The organism is Aeromonas oralensis, from assembly GCF_049665575.1.
GTDB classification, from domain to species: Bacteria; Pseudomonadota; Gammaproteobacteria; order Enterobacterales; family Aeromonadaceae; genus Aeromonas; species Aeromonas hydrophila.
The window spans coordinates 1,448,664-1,471,786 of the sequence record NZ_CP187186.1; the positions used below are offsets into that span (position 1 = coordinate 1,448,664).

General features: G+C 62.1%; 19 protein-coding genes and 3 pseudogenes. 8 read left to right on the forward strand and 14 right to left on the reverse strand.

Annotated features, from left to right (window positions below):
- Positions 1-50: 50 nt before the first annotated feature.
- Together ACPDZI_RS07015 and ACPDZI_RS07020 are read right to left on the reverse strand one after the other, a co-directional pair.
- On the reverse strand, positions 51-671 hold the full coding sequence (locus ACPDZI_RS07015) for a nucleotidyltransferase family protein (RefSeq protein ID WP_438834256.1): 621 nt from the start codon (positions 669-671) through the stop codon (positions 51-53).
- Positions 661-917 (reverse strand): annotated as a pseudogene (locus ACPDZI_RS07020) (GNAT family N-acetyltransferase). The gene ACPDZI_RS07015 and the pseudogene ACPDZI_RS07020 overlap by 11 nt, the downstream one beginning before the upstream one ends.
- Positions 918-1,051: 134 nt before the next feature.
- On the opposite strand from ACPDZI_RS07020, the gene cysM reads away from it, so the two are divergent.
- On the forward strand, positions 1,052-1,957 hold the full coding sequence (gene cysM / locus ACPDZI_RS07025) for a cysteine synthase CysM (RefSeq protein ID WP_408767380.1): 906 nt from the start codon (positions 1,052-1,054) through the stop codon (positions 1,955-1,957).
- Between the two features lie 165 nt (positions 1,958-2,122).
- Positions 2,123-2,404 (forward strand): hypothetical protein, encoded by a 282-nt coding sequence (locus ACPDZI_RS07030; protein ID WP_323945080.1) that lies wholly within the window; start codon positions 2,123-2,125, stop codon positions 2,402-2,404.
- A 33-nt stretch (positions 2,405-2,437) separates the two neighbouring features.
- Here the strand turns inward: ACPDZI_RS07030 and ACPDZI_RS07035 are convergent, their stop codons facing one another.
- The 4 genes from ACPDZI_RS07035 to ACPDZI_RS07050 are packed head-to-tail and all read right to left on the reverse strand — an operon-like array spanning position 2,438 to position 6,179.
- On the reverse strand, positions 2,438-3,622 hold the full coding sequence (locus ACPDZI_RS07035; RefSeq protein WP_408767382.1) for an iron-containing alcohol dehydrogenase: 1,185 nt from the start codon (positions 3,620-3,622) through the stop codon (positions 2,438-2,440).
- 17 nt (positions 3,623-3,639) lie between these two features.
- On the reverse strand, positions 3,640-4,155 hold the full coding sequence (locus ACPDZI_RS07040) for an SCP2 sterol-binding domain-containing protein (protein ID WP_336752711.1): 516 nt from the start codon (positions 4,153-4,155) through the stop codon (positions 3,640-3,642).
- Entirely contained in the window at positions 4,145-4,738 is a 594-nt protein-coding gene (locus ACPDZI_RS07045; RefSeq protein WP_438834257.1) for a TetR/AcrR family transcriptional regulator, read from the reverse strand. Before ACPDZI_RS07045 ends, ACPDZI_RS07040 begins: the two co-directional genes overlap by 11 nt.
- A 10-nt stretch (positions 4,739-4,748) precedes the next feature.
- Positions 4,749-6,179 (reverse strand): coniferyl aldehyde dehydrogenase, encoded by a 1,431-nt coding sequence (locus ACPDZI_RS07050; protein WP_207137276.1) that lies wholly within the window; start codon positions 6,177-6,179, stop codon positions 4,749-4,751.
- Positions 6,180-6,390: 211 nt separating this feature from the next.
- On the opposite strand from ACPDZI_RS07050, the gene ACPDZI_RS07055 reads away from it, so the two are divergent.
- A complete protein-coding gene (locus ACPDZI_RS07055; RefSeq protein WP_005299095.1) occupies positions 6,391-6,684 on the forward strand; it encodes a hypothetical protein in 294 nt (97 codons plus the stop codon).
- A gap of 55 nt (positions 6,685-6,739) precedes the next feature.
- Here ACPDZI_RS07055 and ACPDZI_RS07060 read toward each other — a convergent pair whose 3' ends face one another.
- Positions 6,740-7,189 (reverse strand): C40 family peptidase, encoded by a 450-nt coding sequence (locus ACPDZI_RS07060; RefSeq protein ID WP_168965793.1) that lies wholly within the window; start codon positions 7,187-7,189, stop codon positions 6,740-6,742.
- 854 nt (positions 7,190-8,043) lie between these two features.
- Between ACPDZI_RS07060 and ahh1 the strand changes: the two are divergent.
- Positions 8,044-9,910 (forward strand): annotated as a pseudogene (ahh1, locus tag ACPDZI_RS07065) (hemolysin Ahh1).
- Between the two features lie 65 nt (positions 9,911-9,975).
- On the opposite strand, the pseudogene ACPDZI_RS07070 reads toward ahh1, so the two are convergent.
- Positions 9,976-10,883, reverse strand: a pseudogene (locus ACPDZI_RS07070) (hydrogen peroxide-inducible genes activator).
- Between the two features lie 146 nt (positions 10,884-11,029).
- On the opposite strand from ACPDZI_RS07070, the gene ACPDZI_RS07075 reads away from it, so the two are divergent.
- Positions 11,030-11,632 (forward strand): peroxiredoxin C, encoded by a 603-nt coding sequence (locus ACPDZI_RS07075; protein WP_005299113.1) that lies wholly within the window; start codon positions 11,030-11,032, stop codon positions 11,630-11,632.
- A gap of 223 nt (positions 11,633-11,855) precedes the next feature.
- On the opposite strand, the gene ACPDZI_RS07080 is transcribed toward ACPDZI_RS07075, so the two are convergent.
- From ACPDZI_RS07080 to ACPDZI_RS07105, 6 genes are all read right to left on the reverse strand, one after another.
- The gene (locus ACPDZI_RS07080) at positions 11,856-12,821 is read right to left on the reverse strand and encodes an alpha-L-glutamate ligase-like protein (RefSeq protein WP_011705412.1); all 966 of its coding nucleotides are present in this window, start codon (positions 12,819-12,821) and stop codon (positions 11,856-11,858) included.
- A 3-nt stretch (positions 12,822-12,824) separates the two neighbouring features.
- Positions 12,825-14,363 carry an inactive transglutaminase family protein gene (locus ACPDZI_RS07085; protein WP_011705413.1) on the reverse strand — a complete coding sequence of 513 codons (1,539 nt, stop codon included), beginning with the start codon at positions 14,361-14,363 and terminating at the stop codon, positions 12,825-12,827.
- A gap of 3 nt (positions 14,364-14,366) precedes the next feature.
- The gene (locus tag ACPDZI_RS07090; RefSeq protein WP_016350202.1) at positions 14,367-15,125 is read right to left on the reverse strand and encodes an ATP-dependent zinc protease family protein; all 759 of its coding nucleotides are present in this window, start codon (positions 15,123-15,125) and stop codon (positions 14,367-14,369) included.
- 82 nt (positions 15,126-15,207) lie between these two features.
- Complete coding sequence (cmoB, locus tag ACPDZI_RS07095) at positions 15,208-16,185, reverse strand: tRNA 5-methoxyuridine(34)/uridine 5-oxyacetic acid(34) synthase CmoB (RefSeq protein ID WP_041216623.1); 978 nt, start codon at positions 16,183-16,185, stop codon at positions 15,208-15,210.
- Positions 16,182-16,931 (reverse strand): carboxy-S-adenosyl-L-methionine synthase CmoA, encoded by a 750-nt coding sequence (gene cmoA, locus ACPDZI_RS07100; protein ID WP_438834258.1) that lies wholly within the window; start codon positions 16,929-16,931, stop codon positions 16,182-16,184. The genes cmoB and cmoA overlap by 4 nt, the downstream gene beginning before the upstream one ends.
- 393 nt (positions 16,932-17,324) lie before the next feature.
- Complete coding sequence (locus tag ACPDZI_RS07105; RefSeq protein WP_438834259.1) at positions 17,325-18,173, reverse strand: DUF72 domain-containing protein; 849 nt, start codon at positions 18,171-18,173, stop codon at positions 17,325-17,327.
- 431 nt (positions 18,174-18,604) lie between these two features.
- On the opposite strand from ACPDZI_RS07105, the gene aspS reads away from it, so the two are divergent.
- The 3 genes from aspS (at position 18,605) to ACPDZI_RS07120 (ending at position 23,113) form a co-directional block, all read left to right on the forward strand.
- Positions 18,605-20,371 carry an aspartate--tRNA ligase gene (gene aspS, locus ACPDZI_RS07110; protein ID WP_319866511.1) on the forward strand — a complete coding sequence of 589 codons (1,767 nt, stop codon included), beginning with the start codon at positions 18,605-18,607 and terminating at the stop codon, positions 20,369-20,371.
- Positions 20,372-20,466: 95 nt separating this feature from the next.
- Positions 20,467-21,207: a YebC/PmpR family DNA-binding transcriptional regulator gene (locus ACPDZI_RS07115; RefSeq protein WP_076361304.1), complete on the forward strand. Its 741-nt coding sequence runs from the start codon at positions 20,467-20,469 to the stop codon at positions 21,205-21,207.
- Between the two features lie 289 nt (positions 21,208-21,496).
- On the forward strand, positions 21,497-23,113 hold the full coding sequence (locus tag ACPDZI_RS07120) for a phosphoethanolamine transferase (RefSeq protein ID WP_438834260.1): 1,617 nt from the start codon (positions 21,497-21,499) through the stop codon (positions 23,111-23,113).
- The last annotated feature ends 10 nt before the right edge of the window (positions 23,114-23,123 follow it).

A 23,123-nucleotide genomic window follows, 5' to 3' on the forward strand; every position in this document is an offset into this window, starting at 1 on the left:
AAACAGCTTTTCCTTAGTGTGCCCAAGGTTATCGAAACATTGCAATCAGGTTATGGCCAGTTCACCACCAGGTCAGGCCACAGCCGTTGCCACTCCTTGGCCTTGACCCGCTCGGTAAAGACCCGGCGCTCCTGGCGGCAGCGCGGGTTGGGATCCACCTGCAGGGACCAGTTGGGGGCAAAGCCGTAGGGGGCCAGCCACTCGAATGAATCGTCAGCCAGCAGCCGGACTCCGATGCAGGTGGGCACCTCCACCCAGTGGCTGAGGGCCGAGAGCGAGCTGGTGAAGGGGGGCACCAGCTGGCGCACATGCATGCGGGCCTGGTTGCGCACCTCCCACTGCTGGCCCGGCATTCTGGTGGCGAGCCAGGCTTCGTGTTCGGCCTCCGCCAACCCATCCGGGTCGGCGCTATCCAGATAGATAAGGTCGATGTCGTTGAGGGCGGTCGGCACCGATTTGCGGTGCAGGTGATCCCAGATGAGGTTGCGGATAAAACCGGCCCCCAGCGCCCAGTCGGGCAGTGCCAGTTCACGGGCTGCCCGCAGGCAATCCATGCGCTGATCATCTGCCCGCAGCAGGGCTTCGGTCTGCGCCTGCAGGTTGGCTTCCTGGGCGCTCAGGCGAGTGTGCGAGGCTGGCGTGCTGTGGCGCGTCTGGGTGTCAGCCGGCATTGCGGCGCAACCAGACGTCGATGTAGCTGCAGCTCGGCACTATTGTGAGCCCTTCTGCCTGGGTCCAGCTGTAGAAGGTGCGCGCCAGCTGATCGGCGATCCCCTGTACCCTGAGCTCGGGCGGGACGAAGGTGCTGTAGGCGTCGATGGTCTTGGCGTCGAGCCGCCGGTAACGCAGCCTGGACTCCTTGCCATCCACCACACAATGAATTGCTGCTGGTTGGCCTGATGAATGATCTCGCTCATGCTTGCTCCTCGGTACGGGGGATGGGGTTATCTGACCATGTTGGCGCCCCTTTGCCAACTGTTCGGGGTCGCTTACACTGCGAGCCCGGCCGGGTACATACCCGCTAGCCAAGGTATAGAACAGTTCACGAAGGATGGATCCCATTATGGCTTTTGCCACGCTGGAAGAGTTGATCGGCAATACCCCCCTGCTGGCGCTGCGTCGCATCAATCCCCACCCCGGTGTCACCCTGCTGGTCAAGCTGGAGGGTAACAACCCGGCCGGCTCGGTCAAGGACAGGCCGGCGCTGAACCTCATCAAGTGCGCGGAGGCGAGTGGTCACTTAGCGCCTGGGGCGCGGCTCATCGAGGCGACCTCCGGCAACACCGGCATCGCGCTGGCCATGGTGGCGGCGGCGCGGGGCTACCGGATGCGGCTCATCATGCCAAATACCATGAGCCAGGAGCGGCGCGATGCCATGCAGGCCTATGGCGCCGAGCTGGTGCTGGTGGATGGCGGCATGGAGGCCGCGCGCGACCTCGCCCTGGCGATGCAGGCACGGGGCGAGGGGCTGGTACTCGATCAGTTCAACAACCCGGCCAACCCGGATGCCCATTACCTCTCCACCGGCCCCGAGATCTGGCGCCAGAGCGAGGGGGCGGTTACTCACTTCGTCTCGGCCATGGGCACCACGGGCACCATCATGGGGGTCTCCCGCTACCTCAAGGAGCAGAACCCGGCGGTGCAGGTGATCGGCCTGCAACCGGCCGAGGGGAGCCAGATCCCGGGGATCCGGCGCTGGCCTGCGGCCTATCTGCCGGCCATTTTCGAGCCTGCCCGGGTCGATCGGGTGCTGGACGTGACCCAGCAGGAGGCACTCGCCATGATGCGCCGGCTGGCGCGGGAGGAGGGGATCTGCTGCGGGGTCAGCTCGGGGGGCGCCGTTGCAGGCGCCTTGCGGGTGGCGGCAGAGATCAAACAGGGGGTGGTGGTGGCCATCATCTGCGATCGGGGGGATCGCTACCTCTCCACCGGGGTGTTCAGCGACGAGCAGGCGTAAGAGCGCTGCGTCAGCGCGTGATTAACATGTTACGTATCAACAGCTTGCTGATACATTTCGCGATGTACACCTTGTAACAATCAACTCTGCTGGCAGGGTTGATTCCATTTGCCTCCTGTTTGACACTCGGCGCCCTTGGTTGACCGATGCAAACAGGAGTGTCCCATGATCTTGCCTTCCTCTCTTCGTCTTTCTCTGTTTGGCCTCTGTCTGGCCACGGCGGGTTGTACCGTCGAACCCTATGCCTATCAGTGCGGCGACAAACAGTGCTCGGTGATGGATCACCAGGGAAAGAAACACGAGCGGCCGCTGGACGAGGTGAAGCCCATCTGGGAACGCAATCAGGAGCGGGAAGAGGCCGTGCGCCGCAACAAGGAGTCCATCTGGCGCGAAAAGACGCCCGAAGCGCGCGACAACTACGGCGCTGGCGCTACCATCAGCTGGTAACAGGAGGCCCCGCGATGCGGGGCTTCTGTCTGATTACTCCCAGGCGAGCTCAAGCAGGCCGAGCAGCTGGGTGCGGTTGGCATCCTTGCGGTTGTAGAGCAGGGCACCGTCGTTGATGGCGAGATCGCGGATCTCGGGCAGCAGCGCCTTGTCGGTGACGCCGGCCTCGCGCAGGGTGCGCGGCAGCTTGACCGCCTGCCACAGGGTATCGCGCAGCGCCTGCAGCGCCTCGATGGCGGCCTGGGCCCGCGCGGCGGCCGGGGTTGCGGCAAAGCGCTCGGCCCCCACCAGCGGCAGCAGCAGGCGGGCCAGCTCGGGATCGATGCCCGGCCGGTTGTAGTCGAGCACGGTGGGCAGGAAGAGGTTCATGCACAGGCCGTGGGGCAGGTGGCAGCGGGCCCCCAGGCTGTGGCCGAGGGCGTGCACCAGCCCCACCATGGAGTTGGAGAAGGCCATGCCCGCCAGGGTGGAGCCTTCTGCCAGCTGCAGTCGCAGCCGCTTGTCCTGCGGGTTGCTCAGTACCTGGGGCAGGGCATTGGCGATCTTCTCCACCGCCATCAGGGCCAGGGCGTCGCTGACCGGGTTCTTGGCATTGCCGATGAAGGCCTCGATGGCGTGGGTCATGGCATCCATGGCGGTGGCAGCCGTGATGTTGAGCGGCAGCCCCTGGGTGAGGCGTGGATCCAGCACCGCCAGCTGGGGCAGCAGGAAGGGGGAGGTAAAGGGCACCTTGCGCCCGCTCGCCTCGTCCTTGATCACCGCCACCAGGGTCACTTCCGAGCCGGTGCCCGCCGTGGTGGGCACTACTGCCAGCGGTTGCAGCGGCCGGGTCAGGCAGCCGGCGCCGGCGTAATCCAGCAGCCGCGTCCCCCCCATGGAGGCGAGAATGTTGACCGCCTTGGCGGTGTCGATGACGGAGCCGCCGCCCAGCGCCACCAGGCTGTCACAGCCGAGCTCCCGGTGACGGGCCGCAATCCGCTCCACCACGGCGGTGGAGGAGTCGGCCGGGATCTCGTCCCAGATGGCGGCCACCGGCAGCTCCCCTTCGGCCAGCACCCCGGCCAGCAGGGTGGCCAGACCGGTGCCGCTGACCCCCTTGTCGGTGAGCAGCAGCGGCCTGCGCGCCCCCAACCCCGCCAGCTCGCCGGCCAGTTGCTCCAGCGCCTGCTCGCCCGCCATCAGTTTGACCGGACAGAAAAAATCGTAATAGCGACTCATGGTGCTCATCCTCTCGTTCAGCCGGTCAACAGACCCAGGTAGATGTGGCAGGCCCGGCTCAGCTTGTGGCGTGGGCTCGGATAGCGGCGCAGCAAGGGGCGGGCGATGAAGGCCGGCAGGATCAGCGCCTGCAGCTGCTCCAGGGCCCGCACCAGGTGCATGGCGACGGTGAGATCCCCCTCCACCAGCAGACGGTTCTCGCTGAACGCCTGATTGACCCCGAGCCGAAAGCTGAGGGCGCGAAAGGCGATGGCGGGATGCTTGAAGCGCACCCGCAGCGGATGCAGCCCGCCGGTATCGGGCGCGGGGCCGCTCTGCCAGCGGCCGGCCGCCTTGTGAATGGTGAGGCCGTGGGTCATGCCGCTCACCTCCAGCCGGATGGTGAGCCCGTCCGGCAGGGGGGCGAGCTCCTGGCGCACCGCCTCGTCGATGCGGGCGGCGCGGCACAGGGTGCGGCCGATGATCCAGAGCAGGCAGCTGATCCACAGGCGACGACCCAGCGCCGCCAGGGTATCAAGGTGTCTATTGTGCATAGGCGTGAACTCCCGAGATGGCTGACCAGAACAGGGCGAAGGCGCTGGCTTGCCAGTGGCCGTCCCGTCCCAGTTCAGGTTGGTCGACAAACAGCGAGGCGCAGGCCAGGAACTGGCCCTGGCATACCTCCAGCATCAGGGCCGGTGGAGCTTGCATCAATTCGCCGCTGGCCTGGCCCTGGGCCAGCAGGCGGGGTAGAAAACGCAGGGTGTCGCTCAGGATCTGGCTGCGCAGCGGACGAGCCAGCAAGGGGGAGTGAAAGAAGCCCAGCACGAACTTGAGCTCGTGGGGGTGGGCCTGCATCCAGGCCATCGCCTGGCTCCAGTAGTGGCATGCCTGCTCCTTGAGGGGCAGGGCGGCGTCGGCCTCGGTGATGGCGGCGCCAAGGCGCAGCTTGATGTCCTGGTAGAGGCTCTGGATCAGCACCTCCTTGCTGGGAAAGTGGTGAAACAGGGTGCCATTGGCCACCCCGGCTGCCTTGGCGATGCGGGCGGTGGCGGCGCCCTGCAAGCCATCTTCGGCACACAGGGCAAGGGCGGCATCCAGGATCTGGCGGCGCTTGTCGGTCACGGATGTGTTCATGCTGGTCTCGTCAGCGCAAAAACAGGGCCATCATCAGCCGCTGGTGCCAGCGCCGATAGGGAGGGTGCACCATGGTGCCAGTGCTGAAGCGTCCCCGGCTCAGCACGGTCTTGGCCTTGGAGAAGGTGAGAAACCCCTCGTGGCCGTGGTAGTGACCCATGCCGGAGGCTCCGATACCACCAAAGGGCACGTCGTCGGCCGCCACCTGGAACAGGCTGTCGTTGATGGCCATGCCGCCGGAGTGGGTCTCCCGGATCACCTTTTGCTGCAGGGCGGGATCCAGGCTCATCAGGTAGAAGGCGAGCGGGCGGGGCCGCGCGGCTATATAGGCGAGCGCCTCGTCCAGCGAGTCATAGGGCACGATCGGCAGCAGCGGGCCGAAAATCTCCTGCTGCATCAGCTGGCAGTGACTGGGCACTTCGGTCAGCAGATGGGGCAGCAGGCGGTGGGCGCCATCGTCCCGGGCCGGGCTGCCACAGGGGTGGATCTGGGCGCCTGCCCGCTCGGCTTCGGCCAGCCAGCTGGTGAGCCGTTCATATTGGCGGCCATTGATGATGGAGCCGTAATCCTGGCTCCCCAGCCCCTGGGGATAGAGGCGGGCGAAGTGATCGCGATAGGCCTCGACAAAGGCTTGCTCCTGACCGCGTGGCAGCAGCACATAGTCGGGGGCGACACAGATCTGGCCGGCGTTGAGGCTCTTGCCGAAGATCATCCGCTCCACCGCCAGCGCCAGCGGCATGTCGGGGGCGATGAGGCAGGGGCTCTTGCCGCCGAGCTCCAGGGTGAGCGGGGTGAGCTGGGGGGCCGCCGCTGCCATCACCAGCCGGCCCACGGCGGTGGAGCCGGTAAACAGCAGGTGATCGAAGGGCAGGGCGCTGAAGGCGGCCGCCACCTGGGCGTCACCTTCAATCACCATCACCTCGCGCTCGTCGAAGACGCCGTCCAGCAGCTCGCGCAGCACCCGGTTGGTGTGCGGGGTGAATTCGGAGAGCTTCAGCATGGCGCGGTTGCCGGCGGCGATGGCGCTGATGAGGGGGCCGAGGCTCAGCATCACCGGGAAGTTCCAGGGCACTATGATGCCGACCACCCCGAGCGGCTGATAGAACACCTCCACCCGGGCCGGTGCCAGCAGCAGGCCGGTGTGGCGGCGGTGCGGGCGCATCCAGCGCTTGATCCGTTTCTGGGTGTAGTTGATCTGCATGACGCAGGGGAGGATGTCGGCAATCATGCTGTCGTAGTCGCTGCGCTGGCCATAGTCTTTGGCCAGGGCATCGCACAGCGGCTGCTTGTGGGCGATCAGGGCGCGCTTGAGCTGGCTGAGGTGGGCTCTGCGCTCGCTCAGGCTCGGCATGGGATGTTGCTGACAGGCGTCTCTGAGTCTGGCCAGTCTGGCCGGGAGCGACAACTTGTCGGTGGCCTCCTGCAACTGCATCGCTTCCATGGCATACCCCGCTGGTTAGGGACCGACTGATTGGTCGGTCTAAATCTAGCGTCTTGTTAACTGGCTGTAAAGTTTTGCCCGTTGGCTTAGGATGGGGCGCGGATGACTCACCCGGCGACTGTGCTGGCCTCCACACTTTCGTGGATTTGGGGTTGGTGAATTATCCAATAAGGGGTAGTTTTTGGCTATCAACCGACAAGGAGAAAGAGTTATGACCAGGGAACTGAACAGCTTGTTGGCCCGCCTGGAAGATGTGGTCGAGCGGATGCCGGATTGCTTCAACACCTATGAATTTGCCCAGAAGCTGGCGCTGCAGCATCAGCGCGAGTTTTTTGCCGCGGGCCACTCCCTGGCCGAACAGGAGGGGCGCCTGCTGCGGGTGCTGCATGAGAAGATTGCCGAGGCCCTGGCCGGCAGCGACAAGGTGATCGAGGGGGCGCTGTTGCCCTGCGTGACCCCCTGGGGTGAGCGGGCCACCTCGCCGCGCTGGCATCGCAAACACTGAGCCATCCGTTGAATCAACAACAGGGCCCGTCGCGGGCCCTGTTGTTTTATGGCGGTCACTGGGTGAGGCGGCGCGCCTGCCAGTAGCGACTGTTCCAGTAGACGTTGTCGAGGCGTGAGCGGATCACCCCCTTGCTGGTGGAGGCGTGGATGAACTCCCCGCCGCCGGTATAGACACCGACGTGGTATTGCTGCCAGCCGGTCTTGAAGAAGACCAGATCGCCGTGCTGCAGCCGGTAGCGATCGACCGGCCTGCCCAGGTTGGCCTGGGATTCGGTGGTTCTGGGCAGGTTGAAGCCCATCACCTGCTGGTAGGCAAGCTGGGTAAAGGCGGAGCAGTCGAGGCCGGCCCGATCCGAACCGCCCATGCGATAGGGTACGCCGCGCCACTGCTGATAGAAGCCTTCAAAGGCGCTGCTCTGCTGGCGCGGCGGGGCAGGCTCGGGTGTGCTGGAACAGGCGGCCAGCAACAGGGTCAGCAGGGGTAGCAGCCATTTGCAATCCATGGGGGCTCCTTCGAGACGACAACGTCTCCATCATAAACGGGGTTCGGGGCTCGAACATAGCCTTGCTTGCAAGAAACAGCCTCTGGCTATCTCAAAAGAGGCGCAAATGCAGAGGGTTATAATATTATTTGTATTCATTTGAATAATATTTGCCGATTATCTTGAATGAGCATTTCAATATTAAAGTAGTTATTCCAATCAACCTTGGCATGAAATAATAATTAACCTTGTTGACACCGCCTCGTGATCTGTGTCACGTTCTGTCTCAGGGTTAATTCGTTATGATGGCGCCATCAAATAAATGGCAAGGGACCCCGCCATTTTCACCGCCAATATGATGGCAGCACCACAAGATATCTCTGGGTATATTCCCGCAACTGGTTCACATAATAATATTCGGCCAATGACTGGCGTCGGCTGACAATATCACCAGACAGAGGAGGGCCATCCCATGATATCCGGTCCATAGCAGTGAGTGTTCCCTCGCACCTGGAGGCCTGCGGCATCAGGCTGTCGCACCATCGTTCAGGCCGATGGGCGCTACCGCCAAGCCAACGGGCACAGTGCGAGATGCAAGGCGCAATCAGGCGACCTTGAGGGAAGATTGCCATCAGCGCGCGACTCCCGTGTAATAGCCTCGGCGCATGCCGAATCATTCACCTTAGATCGCATCGCGATCCTTGTTCTGTCAGCAATAAATGCATTCACCGCAACGCTGTTAATTCACGGCGAGAATAATGAATGTCATGACAGGCAAGTAGAATAACGCCCCGGAATATAACCGTGAATAATATGGTTATGCCATATTCGTTCATTGTTTAAATAGCTTGGCGTGATTCGACAAGGAGATAACTATGAAAAACAAAAAACCACGCAAATTCATCACGCAAGCCCCCACTCTCAGTCTGCTCGCGCTGGCCTTGTTGGCAGGCAGCGTGCATGCCGAAGATATTGGCGAACGTACCGACCAGGGCACCGCCATGCTGGCCAGCCTGCAATCCGAACAGGGTCTGATTTACCTCAATGCCGACGTCTGGCTGAAGGGGCAGGGGGCGACGCCGCTCATGACCCGGGATCAGCTGCGCGAGCGGGTGCTGGAACGGGGCGAGCGTCTGTTCATCGATTTCAGCGCCGTCACCGACAAGAATGAGCGACAGCAAGCCAGAAAAGCCATGGAGCAGCTGGCCGGCATCTCTTTTGATGCAGACTGGGTGCTGGTGTCAGGCTACAAGGGGGAGCTGCTGTTCACCCCGCTGGGGGGCGTCGATGACCCGGCCTTCTATCAGGTGATGGAGCGGGTCGAGAGCCTGGAAGGGCAGGGCAAGCGCCACAAGCGCTCGCTGACCCAGCCGCCCGCCGCCGAGGCCGGTCTGCCCCACGTGGCCTTCTACCTCAACGTCAACCGCAAGATCAGCGATGCCGAGTGTACCTTCCCGCGCTCGCGCACCTGGAGCCGGGGCGACCGGCTGTTCTGCGATTCGCCGAACATCTCGCTGGTTTACCGGGTCAACCTGGAGCGCTCCCTGCAATTTGGCAACACCGGCTCCGCCACGCCGGATGCCAAGATAGTGCGGATCTCGCTGGACGAAGAGTCGGGCCGGTGCCGGTATCCAGCTCAACGAGGATCTGAGCTGGAGCGAGAACATTGCGGACTATCTGCTGCTGGACGGCTGGGCCCGCGACTATGCCACCGATGCCATCGCCCAGGATTACCGCTTCAGCATCGAGGCGTCCAACACCAAGGCTGCGGTGCTCAAGAGCCTGCCGACCAACCTCAACAGCAAGTACGAGCATCGCGAGATCTCGGGTTTCGAGGTGGGGGTCACCGGCGGGGTCGAGGTGAACAAGGATGGGCCCAAGGCCAAGCTGGAGGCGTCGGCCAAGTTCAGCCAGCAGCGCCAGCTCGCCTACAACACCCAGGATTACCGGGTTGAACGCTCGGCGCCGAGCGCCCAGAAGGTGAGTTTCAGCTGGGTGCGCGATCAGTACGCGACCGCGGAGTCCCTGCTCTCCTCCAAGACGGCCACTGTCTGGGGCATGGGCTACGACGTGGATCACAACCGCATCCAGCCGCTCAGTTACAAGGGGTTCGTGCCGAATCTGGATGTCATCTACAAGGCGGCACCGGACGAGACGGGCAGCACCGAGTTCAAGATCGACTCCTCGGTCAACATCCGTCCCATCTATACCGGTATCTACAAGCACTACTACGTGGTGGGGGCCCATGTCTCCTTCCAGGGCTTCGAAGATACCGACAAGCGCAGACGGGTGACGGCGTCCACCAGCTTCAAGGTGGACTGGAACCACCCGGTGTTTACCGGCGGTCGCCCGGTCAACCTGCAGCTGGGGGGCTTTGACAACCGCTGCCTGAGCGCGGATGCCAACCATGGTCTGAGCGCGGTGACCTGTGACGAGACCTCGGCTGCCCAGTCCTTCATCTATGACCAGTACGGCCGCTATGTCAGCGCGCAGGATACCCGCCGCTGCCTTGACGGCAACAACCTCGGCCAGCTGCAGAGCTGCAGCCTGAGCCTGGGTCAGCGCTGGGAGTGGAAAGCGGACAGCGATGCGCTCAGCAACCTGAGTGCCCACCAACTGCTGGGTCATGACAAGCAGAGCGGGGCGCTGGGGCTCTACGACGAGAACGGCAATCCGCAGAATGTGAGCGTACGGACCCTGACCTCCTACACCCGCATCTTCGGGCCACCGGCCAGCCACTGACAGAGCAGGGCCTTGCGCCCAAGATAACAACGCCGGCAAGTGCCGGCGTTTTTACGGATGGTGGATCAGGCCTTGTTCTCGATGAGCGGGGCGAGCAGCTCCGCCAGCTTGTAGAAGGTCTGCACTCGGGTGGTGCTGGGGCGCCACACCAGCCCTATCTCACGGTAGGGATGTTCTCCCGGCAGCGGGATGGCCACCAGATCCGTGTTGTCGAGGATGCCGGCATTGATGGCCATCTGCGGCAGGAAGGTGGTGCCGAGCCCGGCGCCGACCATCTGCACCAGGGTGTGCAGGCTGGTGGCGGCAAACGGGTTGATCTTGCTCTTGTCCCGCAGCCGGCAGGCGCTCACCGCGTGTTCGGTGAGGCAGTGCTCCCGTTCCAGCAGGAAGATGCTCTGGTTGGGCAGCTCCTTGTAGTCGAACGGGGTGTGCAGGCTGGCCGCCATGCTGGCGGGCATCACCATGTGGAAGGGATCCTGGCCGACCGTCTTGCAGTGAAAGCCGCCGATCTCCACCGGCAGCGCCAGGATCAGCAGGTCGAGCTGACCCTGCTCCAGCTGCTTGAGCAGGTTGGTGGTGGTGTCTTCACGCAGCAACAATTCCAGCTCAGGATAGGTCTTGCCGCACACCTGCAGCAGCTTGCTTAGCAGGAAGGGGGCGATGGTGGGAATGCAGCCCAGGCGTACCGTGCCGTGCATGACCCCCCTTGATGCTGACCGAGTTCCATCAGATCCCGCGCATCGGAGAGCAAATTGCGAGCTCGCTCGACGATTTCCATGCCGACCGGGGTCATAATGAAGCTCTTGTGGTCCCGTTCCACCAGTTGCAGGTTCATCATGTCCTCCAGCGTCTGGATCCCGGTACTCAGGGTCGACTGGCTGACATGACAGGCCTTGGCGGCGCGGTTGAAGTTCTTGTGCTCGTCGAGAGCAACCAGATATTGCAGTTGTTTCAGGCTGGGCCAACGTTGCATAGGAAAACCCGATTAATGCTATCTATTTAATTTGATTTAACTAATCTACCATCGGGGCTATAGTTTGTCGCTTTAATTAGACGGACTTGGCTCTAGGTAGCCTGATCCTGACAGGATTGTTCACTTCACATAAAGAGGAATTGAATATGGTATTGGTAGGCCGTCCCGCACCCGATTTCACCGCTGCTGCCGTTCTGGGCAATGGCCAGATCGTTGACTCCTTCAACCTGGCATCCCACATCAAGGGCAAGGCAGCCGTCCTGTTCTTCTATCCGCTCGATTTCACCTTCGTCTGCCCGTCCGAGCTGATTGCCTTCGATCACCGTCTGGAAGAGTTCAACAAGCGTGGCGTGGAAGTGATCGGTGTTTCCATCGACTCCGAGTTCTCCCACAACGCCTGGCGCAACACCAAGATCGAAGACGGCGGCATCGGCCCGGTCAAGTACCCGCTGGTTGCCGACATCAAGCACGAGATCTGCAAAGCCTATGACGTCGAGCACCCGGAAGCCGGCGTTGCATTCCGTGGCTCCTTCCTGATCGACAAGAACGGTGTCGTTCGTCACCAGGTTGTCAACGATCTGCCGCTGGGCCGCAACATCGACGAGATGCTGCGCATGGTCGACGCCCTGCAGTTCCACGAAGAGCACGGCGAAGTGTGCCCGGCTCAGTGGGAGAAAGGCAAAAAAGGCATGACAGCCTCTCCGGATGGCGTTGCCAAGTACCTGTCCGAGAACGCCGCTTCCCTGTAATCGGGTCAGCAAACCGGATAGTGAAAAACCGATGCCCAGGCATCGGTTTTTTTATGGCCGTGATTCAACACTCTCGTTTCGCAACGGTGTCCAGCAACCTTTGTCCAGAAACCCTTGTCCAGCAACCCTTGCTCAGCAGGATTGCTGTTGCCGGCAGATTGCCGATAAACGGCAGGCATAAAAAAGCGCGCCCTTTGGCGCGCTTTTGTCATGGGTGGCCGGACTACTCGTCAAAGATACCGAAGTGATCCTTGGCGAAGTTGACCCGCTGCTCCACGTTCATCTTCACCTGGCCCAGCTTCTCGATGGTCTTGAGGTTGGGCACCAGACCACGGCCGTTGGCGATCTGGATGGCAAGACCGGGACGGGCGTTGAGCTCCAGCAGCATGGGGCCGCGGAACTTGTCCAGCACCATGTCGGTCCCGATGTAGCCCAGGCCCGACATCTCGTAGCAGGAGGCCGCCAGGGTCAGCAGGGTGTCCCAGTGGGGCACCTTGAGCTCATAGAGATCGAGGCCTGTGTCCGGGTGGTGGCGCAGCGGATTGCCGAACTGCACCGCTCGCAGCGCACGGCCGGTACGCAGGCACAGACCCACCCCCACGGCGCCCTGGTGCAGGTTCGCCTTGCCGTCGGATGCAGCGGTAGAGAGGCGCATCATGGCCATCACCGGGAAGCCCTTGAAGATGATCACCCGGGCATCGGGGACCCCTTCGAACGAGTAGCCGTCGAACACGTCATCGAAGTTGATGAGGCCTTCCACCAGCGCCACGTCGGGCTTGCCGCCCAATGAATAGAGCCCGGCCAGGATGTTGGAGACATGGCGTTCCAGATCCTGCCCGTTGGAGGCGCTGCCATTGGGCTTGTAGAACAGGCCCTCTTCCTGGCGCAGGATCACCAGGATCCCCTTGCCGCCGGAGCCGCGCGCCGGCTTGATGCAGAAGCCTGGCCAATCCTTCACCAGCTCGGTGATGCGGCTCACGTCGTGCTGGGCACGAATGGTGCCGATCAGTTCCGGTACCGTGACGCCGGCATCCAGCGCAATGCGCTTGGTCTGCAGCTTGTCATCCACCAGCGGATAGAGGCTGCGCGGATTGTAGCGGCTGATGTAGGAGTGGTTGCGCTTGTTCATGCCGAGGATGCCTGATTGGGACAGGCTCCACGGGGTGGTGTACTTTTCCCAGAACCACATCTGTTACTTGTCCTTACCCGGAGTGGCACCCGATTTGATCTCGTCCACCAGCGGCTTGAAGCGCTTGAGTTCGCTCAGCTTGTAGCCGGTGTAGTTACCCATCAACAGCACGGTCGCCATCAGCACCAGCTGCAGGCCGAGGAAGTTGAAGGTGAGGTGACGGATCAGTTCGTTATCCATGGCCAGATAGGCGATGACGGCCACCAGCAGAGAGCCGCCACCCTGGCGGAACACCTCTTTCGGACCCTCTTCTTCCCACAGGATGGACATCCGCTCGATGGTCCAGGAGAGGATGATCATCGGGAAGAAGGTGATCTTCATGCCGTCGGTCAGCCCCAGCTTGAAGGCAAACGCGGAGAAGATGCCGATCATCGAGATCACCATGATGATGATGGCCGATATTCGGGCGACCAGCAGCAGGTTGAGCCGCGACAGGTAGGAGCGGATCACCAGACCGGTGCCGACGATCAGCAGGAAACCGATGAGACCGGTGACCAGCGAGGTCTGGATGAAGGCGACCGCGATCAGCACCGGCATGAAGGTGCCCGAGGTCTTGATCCCCACCAGTACCCGCAGGAACACCACCATCAGCACGCCGATCGGGATCAGCAGCAAGCCCTTGAACAGGGTCTGCTCTTCCAGCGGCAGGCTGTGGATGGAGAAGTTCATCATCTCCGATTTTTCAAACTTCTGGGCCAGCGCCACGCTGACCGGCTGTTCCTGTTCGATCATCGAGAAGCTGACGCGGGAGTTGTGACCACCGGTCACGTCCAGCAGGGCGCCGGAGTTGTATTCCCACAGCAGCAGGTTGGCAGGGCGCCCCTGTTCACCGGTCTGCGGGTTGAACAGCTTGTAGTCGGTCGGGCTGTTGAACACCTGCAGGTAATCCACCAGCTCCTGACGACGGCGGCCATCTTCCAGGCTCAGGGCGTGCACGACACGGGTCGGCACGTCGGCGTTGTTGAGCAGTTCGGCTATCAGGTTGGCACGGCTCTTGTGCTTCTTCAGCAGCTCGGCGTTCTGTTCCTGCTTCTCGATCTCCTTGATGATCTCGCGGGTCAGGGTATAGCCGTCGGCGGAGCGCTCCTGGGCACGTTCCAGGATCTGCTTCATGGCGGTGGCGTAGGGTTCGCTCTCGATCTGCTTCTCGATGGCCGGCGGCAGCGGGTTGGCAGCCGGTTTGGCATGGGCATCGGCCATCATGTCGACGCGGTAGTAGAGCTCCTGACGACCGGAGGCGCTGCGGATGGACCACTCGGCGCGGGCATCGCCATCCTTCTCGACGAAGGAGAGGCCGTAGCCCGGGCTCGCGGCGTTCTCGTTCATCAGGGTGAAACCGGGCTGGGTGCCCGGAATGGCCAGGGAGGCGATCACCGGCTCGCCGGTGGCCTCGAACTCCAGCTTGGCTTCGATGGACCAGATCTGGCGTTTTTCACCTGGCGTGAGCGGTACGTCCAGCGCGATGTGGTGATAGAACGTCATCCCCAGGCCGACAATGTACAGCAGGGCTACCAGCAAATAGAACGGCTTACGGGAAACCATGGATTATTTCACATCCTTGAGCTTGGGTTTGGGTTGGATATATTCGCGGGCCACATCAACCACGGCGATGTCTTTCAAAAACTCACGGCCGAGCAGCACGGGGAAGGCCATGTCGCTGCGGTCTTTGAGGGTAAATTCGGCCTTCTCGGTCATGTCGCCGATGCGTACCGCGAGGCGCACCACCGGACGGCGGTCGAGATCGTCGGCGGAAGCCTGACGCACCCGCACGTGGCGCACCAGCGGCGCTTCAATCTGGATCTTGTCGTCCATCTCCTGATGGCTCAGGAAGAAGCGCACCCAGTTCTTGCCGTTGCGCTCGAAGATGGTGATGTCCTGGGCGCTGATGGAGGAGGTGGTGGCACCGGTATCGACCCGTGCCTGGAAGGCGTCGTTGGCCGCGTCAACCCAGATCCACTCCGCCTCGCCGACCAGCAGCTTGCCGTCGACGGTGTGACCCTGGCTCGGGGCCTGGCACTTCTCGGTCGGGATCGCCATGGGTTTGGGCGGCTCGGGCGGCAGGGATTCGAGCTTGCTGCCGACTTTGTTCACGGACTCTTTCATGTTGTTGACATCAGTGTTGAGCTGAACCAGCAGGTGCTGTTGCTGCACATACTGCTTCTGTTGCTGTTCCATGGATGTTTGCAGGCGCTGCTCGCTCAGATTGATCTCGTTGCGAAGCTCGGCCAGCGTCAAGGTAGGTACAGGGGGCGCTTTCTCCATACTGACACACCCGCCGAGACTGAGCAGGGAGAGCAGGGTCATTCCTTTTAATTTGCTTTTCATGTCATTCATTTAACTGTGCTTCCTGGAATTGGGTCAGTGTAACTTCCACAGCCGCCATCGGCTAGTCTTTGGCCTTTCTGGCAATCAGTACGGCACGTTTGGGTGCCGGGTGTCCTTCTACCGTGAGTGCGGGATTGGTTGGATCCAGATAATCACTCAGGGATTCATTAATCATCCAGTCGGTACGACGCTGTTCGTCGGTGCTGGTCATATTCTCGTCGACAATCCGCACATCGGTAAATCCGCAGCGCTCGACCCACAGCTTGAGGGCCGCGCTGGAGGGGATGAACCAGACGTTGCGCATCTTGCCGTAGCGATCGGTGGGCACCAGCACGTCGTTGACGCCGCCGTCGATCACCAAGGTCTCCAGCACCAGCTCGCCGTCGTCTTTCAACTGGTTGCGCAGCTGTTCGATGTGCTCGATGGGAGACTTGCGGTGATAGAGCACCCCCATGGAGAAGACGGTGTCGAACGCCCGCAGCTCCGGCAGCTCCTGAATGCCGAGCGGCAGCAGGTGGGCGCGCTGGTCGTTGCCGGCGAAGTGGCGGATGGCCTCGAACTGGCAGAGGAACAGCGGGCTCGGGTCGATGCCGACTGCCAGCTTGGCTCCTTCACCCACCATGCGCCAGAGGTGGTAACCGCTACCGCAGCCCACGTCCAGCACGTAGCGACCGGCAAGCGGGCTGATGTGGGGCAGTACCCGATCCCACTTCCAGTCGGAGCGCCATTCGGTATCGATGTGGATGCCGTGCACCGTGAACGGTCCCTTGCGCCAGGGCATGAAGTGGCGCAGCAGGCTCTCGACCTTCTTGCGCTCCCCTTCGCCAAGGCTCTCGGCCGAGCCGATTTCGACCCGGCTGTGCAGCTCGATGTGGCCGGGGGCCACCTGCGGCAGCTTGTTGAGGGCGCGGTTCCAGCGCGGCAGATCGCCGTGCTGGTTGTCGTGCTGCCAGGCGTGCAGCTGGGCGGGCAGGGTATGCAGCCAGTGGCTCAGCCGATTCTTGGCGATCAGCTGATAGAAGTTGGCAAAGTCGATCATGGCTGGGCAGGCTCGCTCGATTTGATGGCAATCATGGAGCCGAAGTTGAAGCACTGGAACCAGAGATCCTGATGGGCGAAGCCGGCGTCGCGCAGGCGAGTCTGATGCACCGGCAGGCTGTCGGTGCGCATCACGTTCTCAAGGGCGGTGCGCTTCTGGCTGATTTCCAGCTCGCTGTAACCGTTGGCGCGCTTGAAGTCGAGGTGCAGGTCGATGAGCAGCTCGTTGACCGGCGCATCTTCGAAGCGGAATTTTTCGCTCAGGATCAGGATCCCGCCCGGGCGCAGCCCATCAAAGATGCGCTGGATCAGGGCGGCCCGCTTTTCGGGCTCGACGAACTGCAGGGTGAAGTTGAGCACCACCACGGAGGCGTTCTCGATGGCGATGTCGCAGATGTCAGCCTCCACCAGCTCCACCGGTACCTCGGACTTGAAGCCGGAGAGGTGGGCGCGGGCGCGCTCGATCATGGGGTGGGAGAGATCCACCGCCGTGATGTGGCAGCCGGGCTGGCTGACGTGGCGACGCATCGCCTGGGTGGCAGCGCCGAGCGAACAGCCGAGGTCGTAGAGCCGACTCTGTGGCTGGGCGTAACGGGCGGCCATCATGCCGATGGCGGAGATGATGTTGCTGTAACCCGGCACCGAGCGCTGGATCATGTCGGGGAAGACATCGACGACCTGTTCGTCAAAGCAAAAATCCCCCAATCGAGCGATAGGGGCGGCAAAAATCTGATCTTTGGTATGCATGCTGGCGCAACCTGACAGCCGGTGCGCGAACCGACTGTTTTGTTCAATTGAATCGTTGGGTGACACCGGTCTGGGCCGGGTCGTCACCGGTTTACGAACGGGGTGGCGGGCCTTGAGATCCATCGGGCCGGTTCCGTTCGCAATGGACCATCATCCTGGTCCTTTCTGAGGGCGGCACCATCAGCGGCAACGAGTTGCAGCGCACTGGCGTCTGGGCCCTGTTTATGGCGCCGGAGGCCTGCTTGCATCGGATTGTGCTGGGCTGGCGGTCCGGGTCCTTACTTGGGGCGCTAGTGTAGAGGAAAGGTCGGCGTTTGTCTTGACGCCAAGCCCCGTCCAGCCACAAAAAAACGGCTTTTTTTCGCGGCAGGGAAGACGGGGTGAGGCGGCTGACTAAAAGGGCAGCACGCCTTGGTGTGCGCGATCGTTTTCCCCCGGCCAGGGGGCCATCTCTTCCCCCAGCAGGCGGGCAACCTGACGGGCCAGCTCGGGGGACAGTGCGTTGTCGGCTGTATGTATAAAGAGGTAGAGATCTTTTCCCTCCGCCAGCCACTGGCGCCAGTGGGGGAGCCAGCCTGGTAGGAAGGGGTGGTTGGCGGCCGGATCCGGCAGGCCGATGAGCCGCACCACGGGTGCATTGGCGGTGGCCAGCAGGTGCACCGGCAGCCTCGGCTTCTTGCCCTGGGCATCGATCATGGCTGCCGTGGTGGCTGGAACCGAGAACAGCGGCCGGCTGTCGAGCATGATGCGGTTAATGTCTCTCTCCATCAGCAGTCGGTTCAACAGCCGCTCTGCCTCGCCCTTGGCGAAGAAATCGGGGTGGCGCACCTCGAGGGCATAGCGAAACGCCGGTGGCAGCCGTTCGAAAAAGGCCGCCAGCCGGGGCAGCCCCTGTGGGCCGAAGCGGGCGGGCAACTGCAGCTTGAGCAGCCCCAGCTTGTCATGCAAGGGCTCCAGCAGGCGGATGAAGTCGCTCACTTGCTTGTCGGCGCTCACCAGATCGCTCTGGTGGCTGATGGTTTGCGGAAACTTGAAGCTGAAACGAAAGTGGGCGGGCACCGCATCGGCCCAGCGCCGGACCGTGTCGGGGGTCGGCGAGGCGTAGAAGGTGGTATTGCCTTCCACCGTGTTGAATACCCGGGCATAGTGGGCGAGGTGCTCGGCGGGCTTGGCGCCCACGCCCAGCAAGTGACCTGGCCAGGCCGGGTGAGACCATTGTGGCAGGCCCAAAAAGAGGCTCATGAGGGATCCTGTCTGCGGGTTTATCTCGTTTTACCCCCTTTTTTGCCCCGGGATGTAAAAAACAGGGCAAAGGAGGCTGCTGGCCATTTTACCCAAATGGGGGTTTTCCTCTATAATGCCAGCCCTTTTGTTTGCCAATTTGTTGTGACTCACGCCGCTGTACGCATATTGTGACGACGGCAGCGGCCATGATGCGGCCAAACAACAATCGCTTGCCGATGCCCTCCGCCCGACACCCCGGCCGCTTGCCAGCCGCCTCTGGTCGAGCCGATATCGGCGGCAGGTGTCCGATCCTGGCGGTCGGACGGTACGAGACAGATTTCAAACCGGGCAAGAACAGGATCTGGCCAGCTGTGAGACAGACGGTGCTTGCCAGTCGTGCCCGGCGACCCAGGTTAACCGTCTCTCTACAAATTCGAAGGAAGAAGTCCATGCGCTCTATCTATTGCGGACAGGTCAATGAGGCCCATGCAGGGCAGACCATTACATTGTGCGGTTGGGTCCATCGTCGTCGCGATCTGGGCGGCCTCATCTTTATCGACATGCGCGACCGGGAAGGGATCGTGCAGGTGTTCTTCGATCCGGACAAACCGGACGCCTTTGCCCTGGCCTCCGAACTGCGCGGCGAATTCTGCATTCAGGTCTCCGGCGTGGTGCGCACCCGTCCCGACTCCCAGCGCAACAGCGACATGGCCACCGGTGCCATCGAGGTGTTTGCCCACGAGCTGACCATCATCAACCGTGCCGAGCCGCTGCCGCTGGACTTCAACCAGGTCAACAGCGAAGAGGTGAGCCTCAAGTATCGCTACCTGGATCTGCGTCGCCCCGAGATGGCCAAGTACCTGAAGACCCGCGCCAAGGCCAGTGCCTTCGTGCGCCGCTTCATGGACGAGCACGGCTTCCTCGATATCGAGACCCCGATGCTGACCAAGGCCACCCCGGAAGGGGCCCGCGACTACCTGGTGCCGAGCCGCGTGCACAAGGGCAAGTTCTACGCCCTGCCGCAATCTCCGCAGCTGTTCAAGCAGTTGCTGATGATGTCCGGGTTCGATCGCTACTACCAGATCGTCAAGTGCTTCCGCGACGAAGACCTGCGTGCCGACCGCCAGCCGGAATTCACCCAGATCGACGTGGAGACCTCCTTCATGACCGCGCCGCAGGTGCGTGAAATCATGGAAGAGATGATCCGCAAACTGTGGCTGCACATCCTGAACGTGGATCTGGGCGACTTCCCGATCATGACCTTCGACGAAGCCATGCGTCGCTACGGCTCCGACAAGCCGGACCTGCGTCTGCCGATGGAGCTGGTCGATGTGGCTGATCTGCTGACTGCGGTCGAGTTCGCTGTGTTCGCCGGCCCCGCCAACGATCCGAAAGGCCGCGTGGCAGCCCTGAAAGTACCGGGCGGCGCCGAGCTCTCTCGCAAGCAGATCGACGAGTACACCAAGTTTGTCGGCATCTACGGTGCCAAGGGCCTGGCCTGGATGAAGGTCAACGAAGCCGCCAACGGCATCGAAGGGGTACAGTCCCCGGTAGCCAAGTTCCTCTCCGACGCCATCGTGCGCGAGATCCTGGCCCGCACCGGTGCAGCTGACGGCGACATCATCTTCTTCGGTGCCGACTCCAAGAAGGTGGTGTGCGATGCCATGGGCGCCCTGCGCCTGAAAGTGGGCCGCGATCTGGGTCTGTTGGAGAACAGCTGGAAGCCGCTGTGGGTCATCGACTTCCCGATGTTCGAAGAGGATGGCGAAGGTGGTCTGGCTGCCATGCACCACCCGTTCACCGCGCCGAGCGGCCTGACCCCGGAGCAGCTGAAAGCCAACCCGGTAGGCGCTTACGCCAACGCCTACGACATGGTGATCAACGGCTACGAAGTGGGTGGCGGTTCTGTCCGTATCCACAACAGCGAGATGCAGGCCACCGTGTTCGACATCCTGGGTATTACCCCGGCCGAGCAGCGCCTGAAGTTTGGCTTCCTGCTGGATGCCCTGAAGTACGGTACCCCGCCGCACGCCGGCTTGGCCTTCGGCCTGGACCGTCTGAGCATGCTGCTGACCGGTACTGAAAACATCCGGGACGTGATTGCCTTCCCGAAAACCACGGCGGCCGCCTGTCTGATGACGGACGCCCCCAGCTTTGCCAACGCCGCCCAACTGGGCGAGCTGGCGATTGCGACCACCGTCAAGGGTGATGAATAAGCCGTTACCGGCAGTAAAGGCCGCAGCAATGCGGCCTTTCCCTTGCATTAGTCATGACCAGTGTTACTGAAATTCAAAAATAACGGAGAGTCCCTATGGCAGGTCACAGTAAATGGGCCAACATCAAACACCGCAAGGCGGCGCAAGACGCCAAGCGCGGCAAGATCTTCACCAAGCTGATCCGCGAAATCACTACCTCCGCGCGTCTGGGTGATGCTGATCCTGCCAACAACCCGCGTCTGCGTGCTGCGGTAACGGCCGCCCTGACCAACAACATGACCCGCGACACCATCAACCGTGCCATCCAGCGTGGCGCCGGCGGTGGAGATGGCGAACAGCTCGAGACCATCGTGTACGAAGGTTACGGTCCGGCCGGCTCTGCGGTCATGGTGGAGTGCCTGACCGACAACCGCAACCGTACCGTTGCCGAAGTGCGTCACGCCTTCAGCAAGTGCGGTGGCAACCTGGGCACCGATGGCTCTGTTGCCTATCTGTTCAGCAAGAAAGGGCTGCTGACCTTCGTGGGCGTCGATGAAGATGCCCTGATGGATGCCGCCCTGGAAGCCGGTGCCGACGACGTGGTGACCGAAGAGGATGGCTCCATCGAGGTGTATACCACCCCGAACGATTTCGGCACCGTGCTCGATGGTCTGGAAGCCGCCGGCTTCAAGCCCCAGAGCGCCGAAGTGACCATGATCCCGTCCACCGAAGCCGAGCTGGATGCCGAGACCGCGCCCAAGCTGATGCGCCTCATCGACATGCTGGAAGATCTGGACGACGTGCAGGAGGTGTACCACAACGGCTCCATCTCCGACGAAGTTGCCGCGACCCTGTAACTCGGTTCGTGAACACCCAGGTGGCGATGCTCTGTTCGCCCCCGCTAAAACGGCAGCCTCGGCTGCCGTTTTTCTTGTGATGGCCTGACGCCTGACGCCTGAAGGCCGTGCCGGCCATGGCATTGCCCGCCTTAATTTTCCCTTAAGTTTGGCTTTTTAAGCTGCCTGCCGTGTCCGGGCCTCGCTGCCCCTTGCCGCCATCACCTCGGGAGGAGGGATCGGCAAGCGAGACTGCAACAAGAGGTGCCCTGTGTGGCCCCTGTCCTGCCTGGTTTGTCGGAGTATCGTTATGCGCATCACCCTGGGTGTGATGAAGGTGAATCTGTTGCTGGTGCTGTTGTTTGCACTGGTATTCAACTGGCCCATTTTCCTGCACTTTTACACCATTCTCACCAAGCTGGAACACGTCAAGACGGGCTTTGCCCTCTCGATCCCCTTCGTGCTGCTGGCCGCGCTCAATGCGGTGTTCCTGCCTTTTACCTTTCGCTATCTGCTCAAGCCCTTCTTCGTGCTGCTGATCCTGATGGGATCCGTGGTCAGTTACGCCATGCTGAAATACGGCGTCATCTTCGACGTGAGCATGGTGCAGAACATCGTCGAGACCAACACGGGGGAGGCGACCTCCTACTTCAATGCCTCCATCCTGCTCTGGTTCGTGCTGACTGGCCTGCTGCCGGCGCTGGCCCTGCTGTGGGTGAAGATAGAGTATCCCCGTCCCTGGTATAAGGGGCTGGGCCTGCGGCTCGGCTCCATCGCCCTGTCGCTGCTGTTTCTGGTGGGGGTGGCGGCGCTCTATTACCAGGATTACGCCTCGGTCGGGCGCAACAACAAGTCCCTCGGCAAGGAGATAGTGCCCGCCAACTATGTGCACGGCCTCTATCGCTACGCTACCGACATCCTGTTTGCCACCCCGATCCCGTATCAGCAGCTGGGCACCGATGCCAGGGTGGTGGGGCAGGGCGGCAAGCCGACCCTGATGTTTCTGGTGGTGGGGGAGACGGCGCGCAGCCAGAACTACTCCCTCAACGGTTACGGCAAGGCCACCAACAGCTTCACCGCGCGGGAATCGGGCATGGTCTCGTTTCGCAACGTGCGCTCCTGTGGCACCGCCACCGCGGTCTCGGTGCCCTGCATGTTCTCCAACCTGACGCGGCGCGGCTATGACGACACCCTGGCCCAGTCCCGCGACGGCATGCTGGATGTGCTGCAGCACGCCGGCGTCTCCGTGCTCTGGAAGGAGAACGACGGCGGCTGCAAGGGGGTGTGCAAGAACGTGCCCACCATCGAGATCGAGGCCAAGGATTTTCCCCAGTATTGCCAGGGAGGTTCCTGCTACGACGAGGTGATGCTGGAGGGGCTGGATCGGCAGATCGCGCAGATGAAGGGCAACAAGCTGGTGGCCTTCCACCTGATGGGCAGCCACGGTCCGACCTACTATCGCCGCTATCCCGCCAGTGAGCGGACCTTCGTGCCGGATTGCCCGCGCAGCGACATCGAAAACTGCACCAATGAAGAGCTGGTCAACACCTATGACAACACCATCCGTTACACCGACAAGGTGGTGGCCCGTCTCATCGACAAGCTCAAGACGCTGGAGCAGGATTACAACGTGGGGCTGGTCTATCTGTCGGATCACGGCGAATCCCTGGGGGCCATGGGGCTCTACCTGCACGGCACCCCCTACAAGTTCGCCCCGGACGATCAGACCCGGGTGCCGCTGATGACCTGGTTCTCCCCCCAGTTGCAGGCCGATCGCCAGCTGGATATGACCTGTCTGCAGCAGGAGGCGGCCAGCAAGCGCTTCTCCCACGACAACTTGTTCCACTCCATGCTCGGCATCATGGATGTGCAGACCCGGGTGTATGACGGGACGCTGGATCTGTTCAAACCGTGCCGGGCGGGGTGAGTCACCGCGT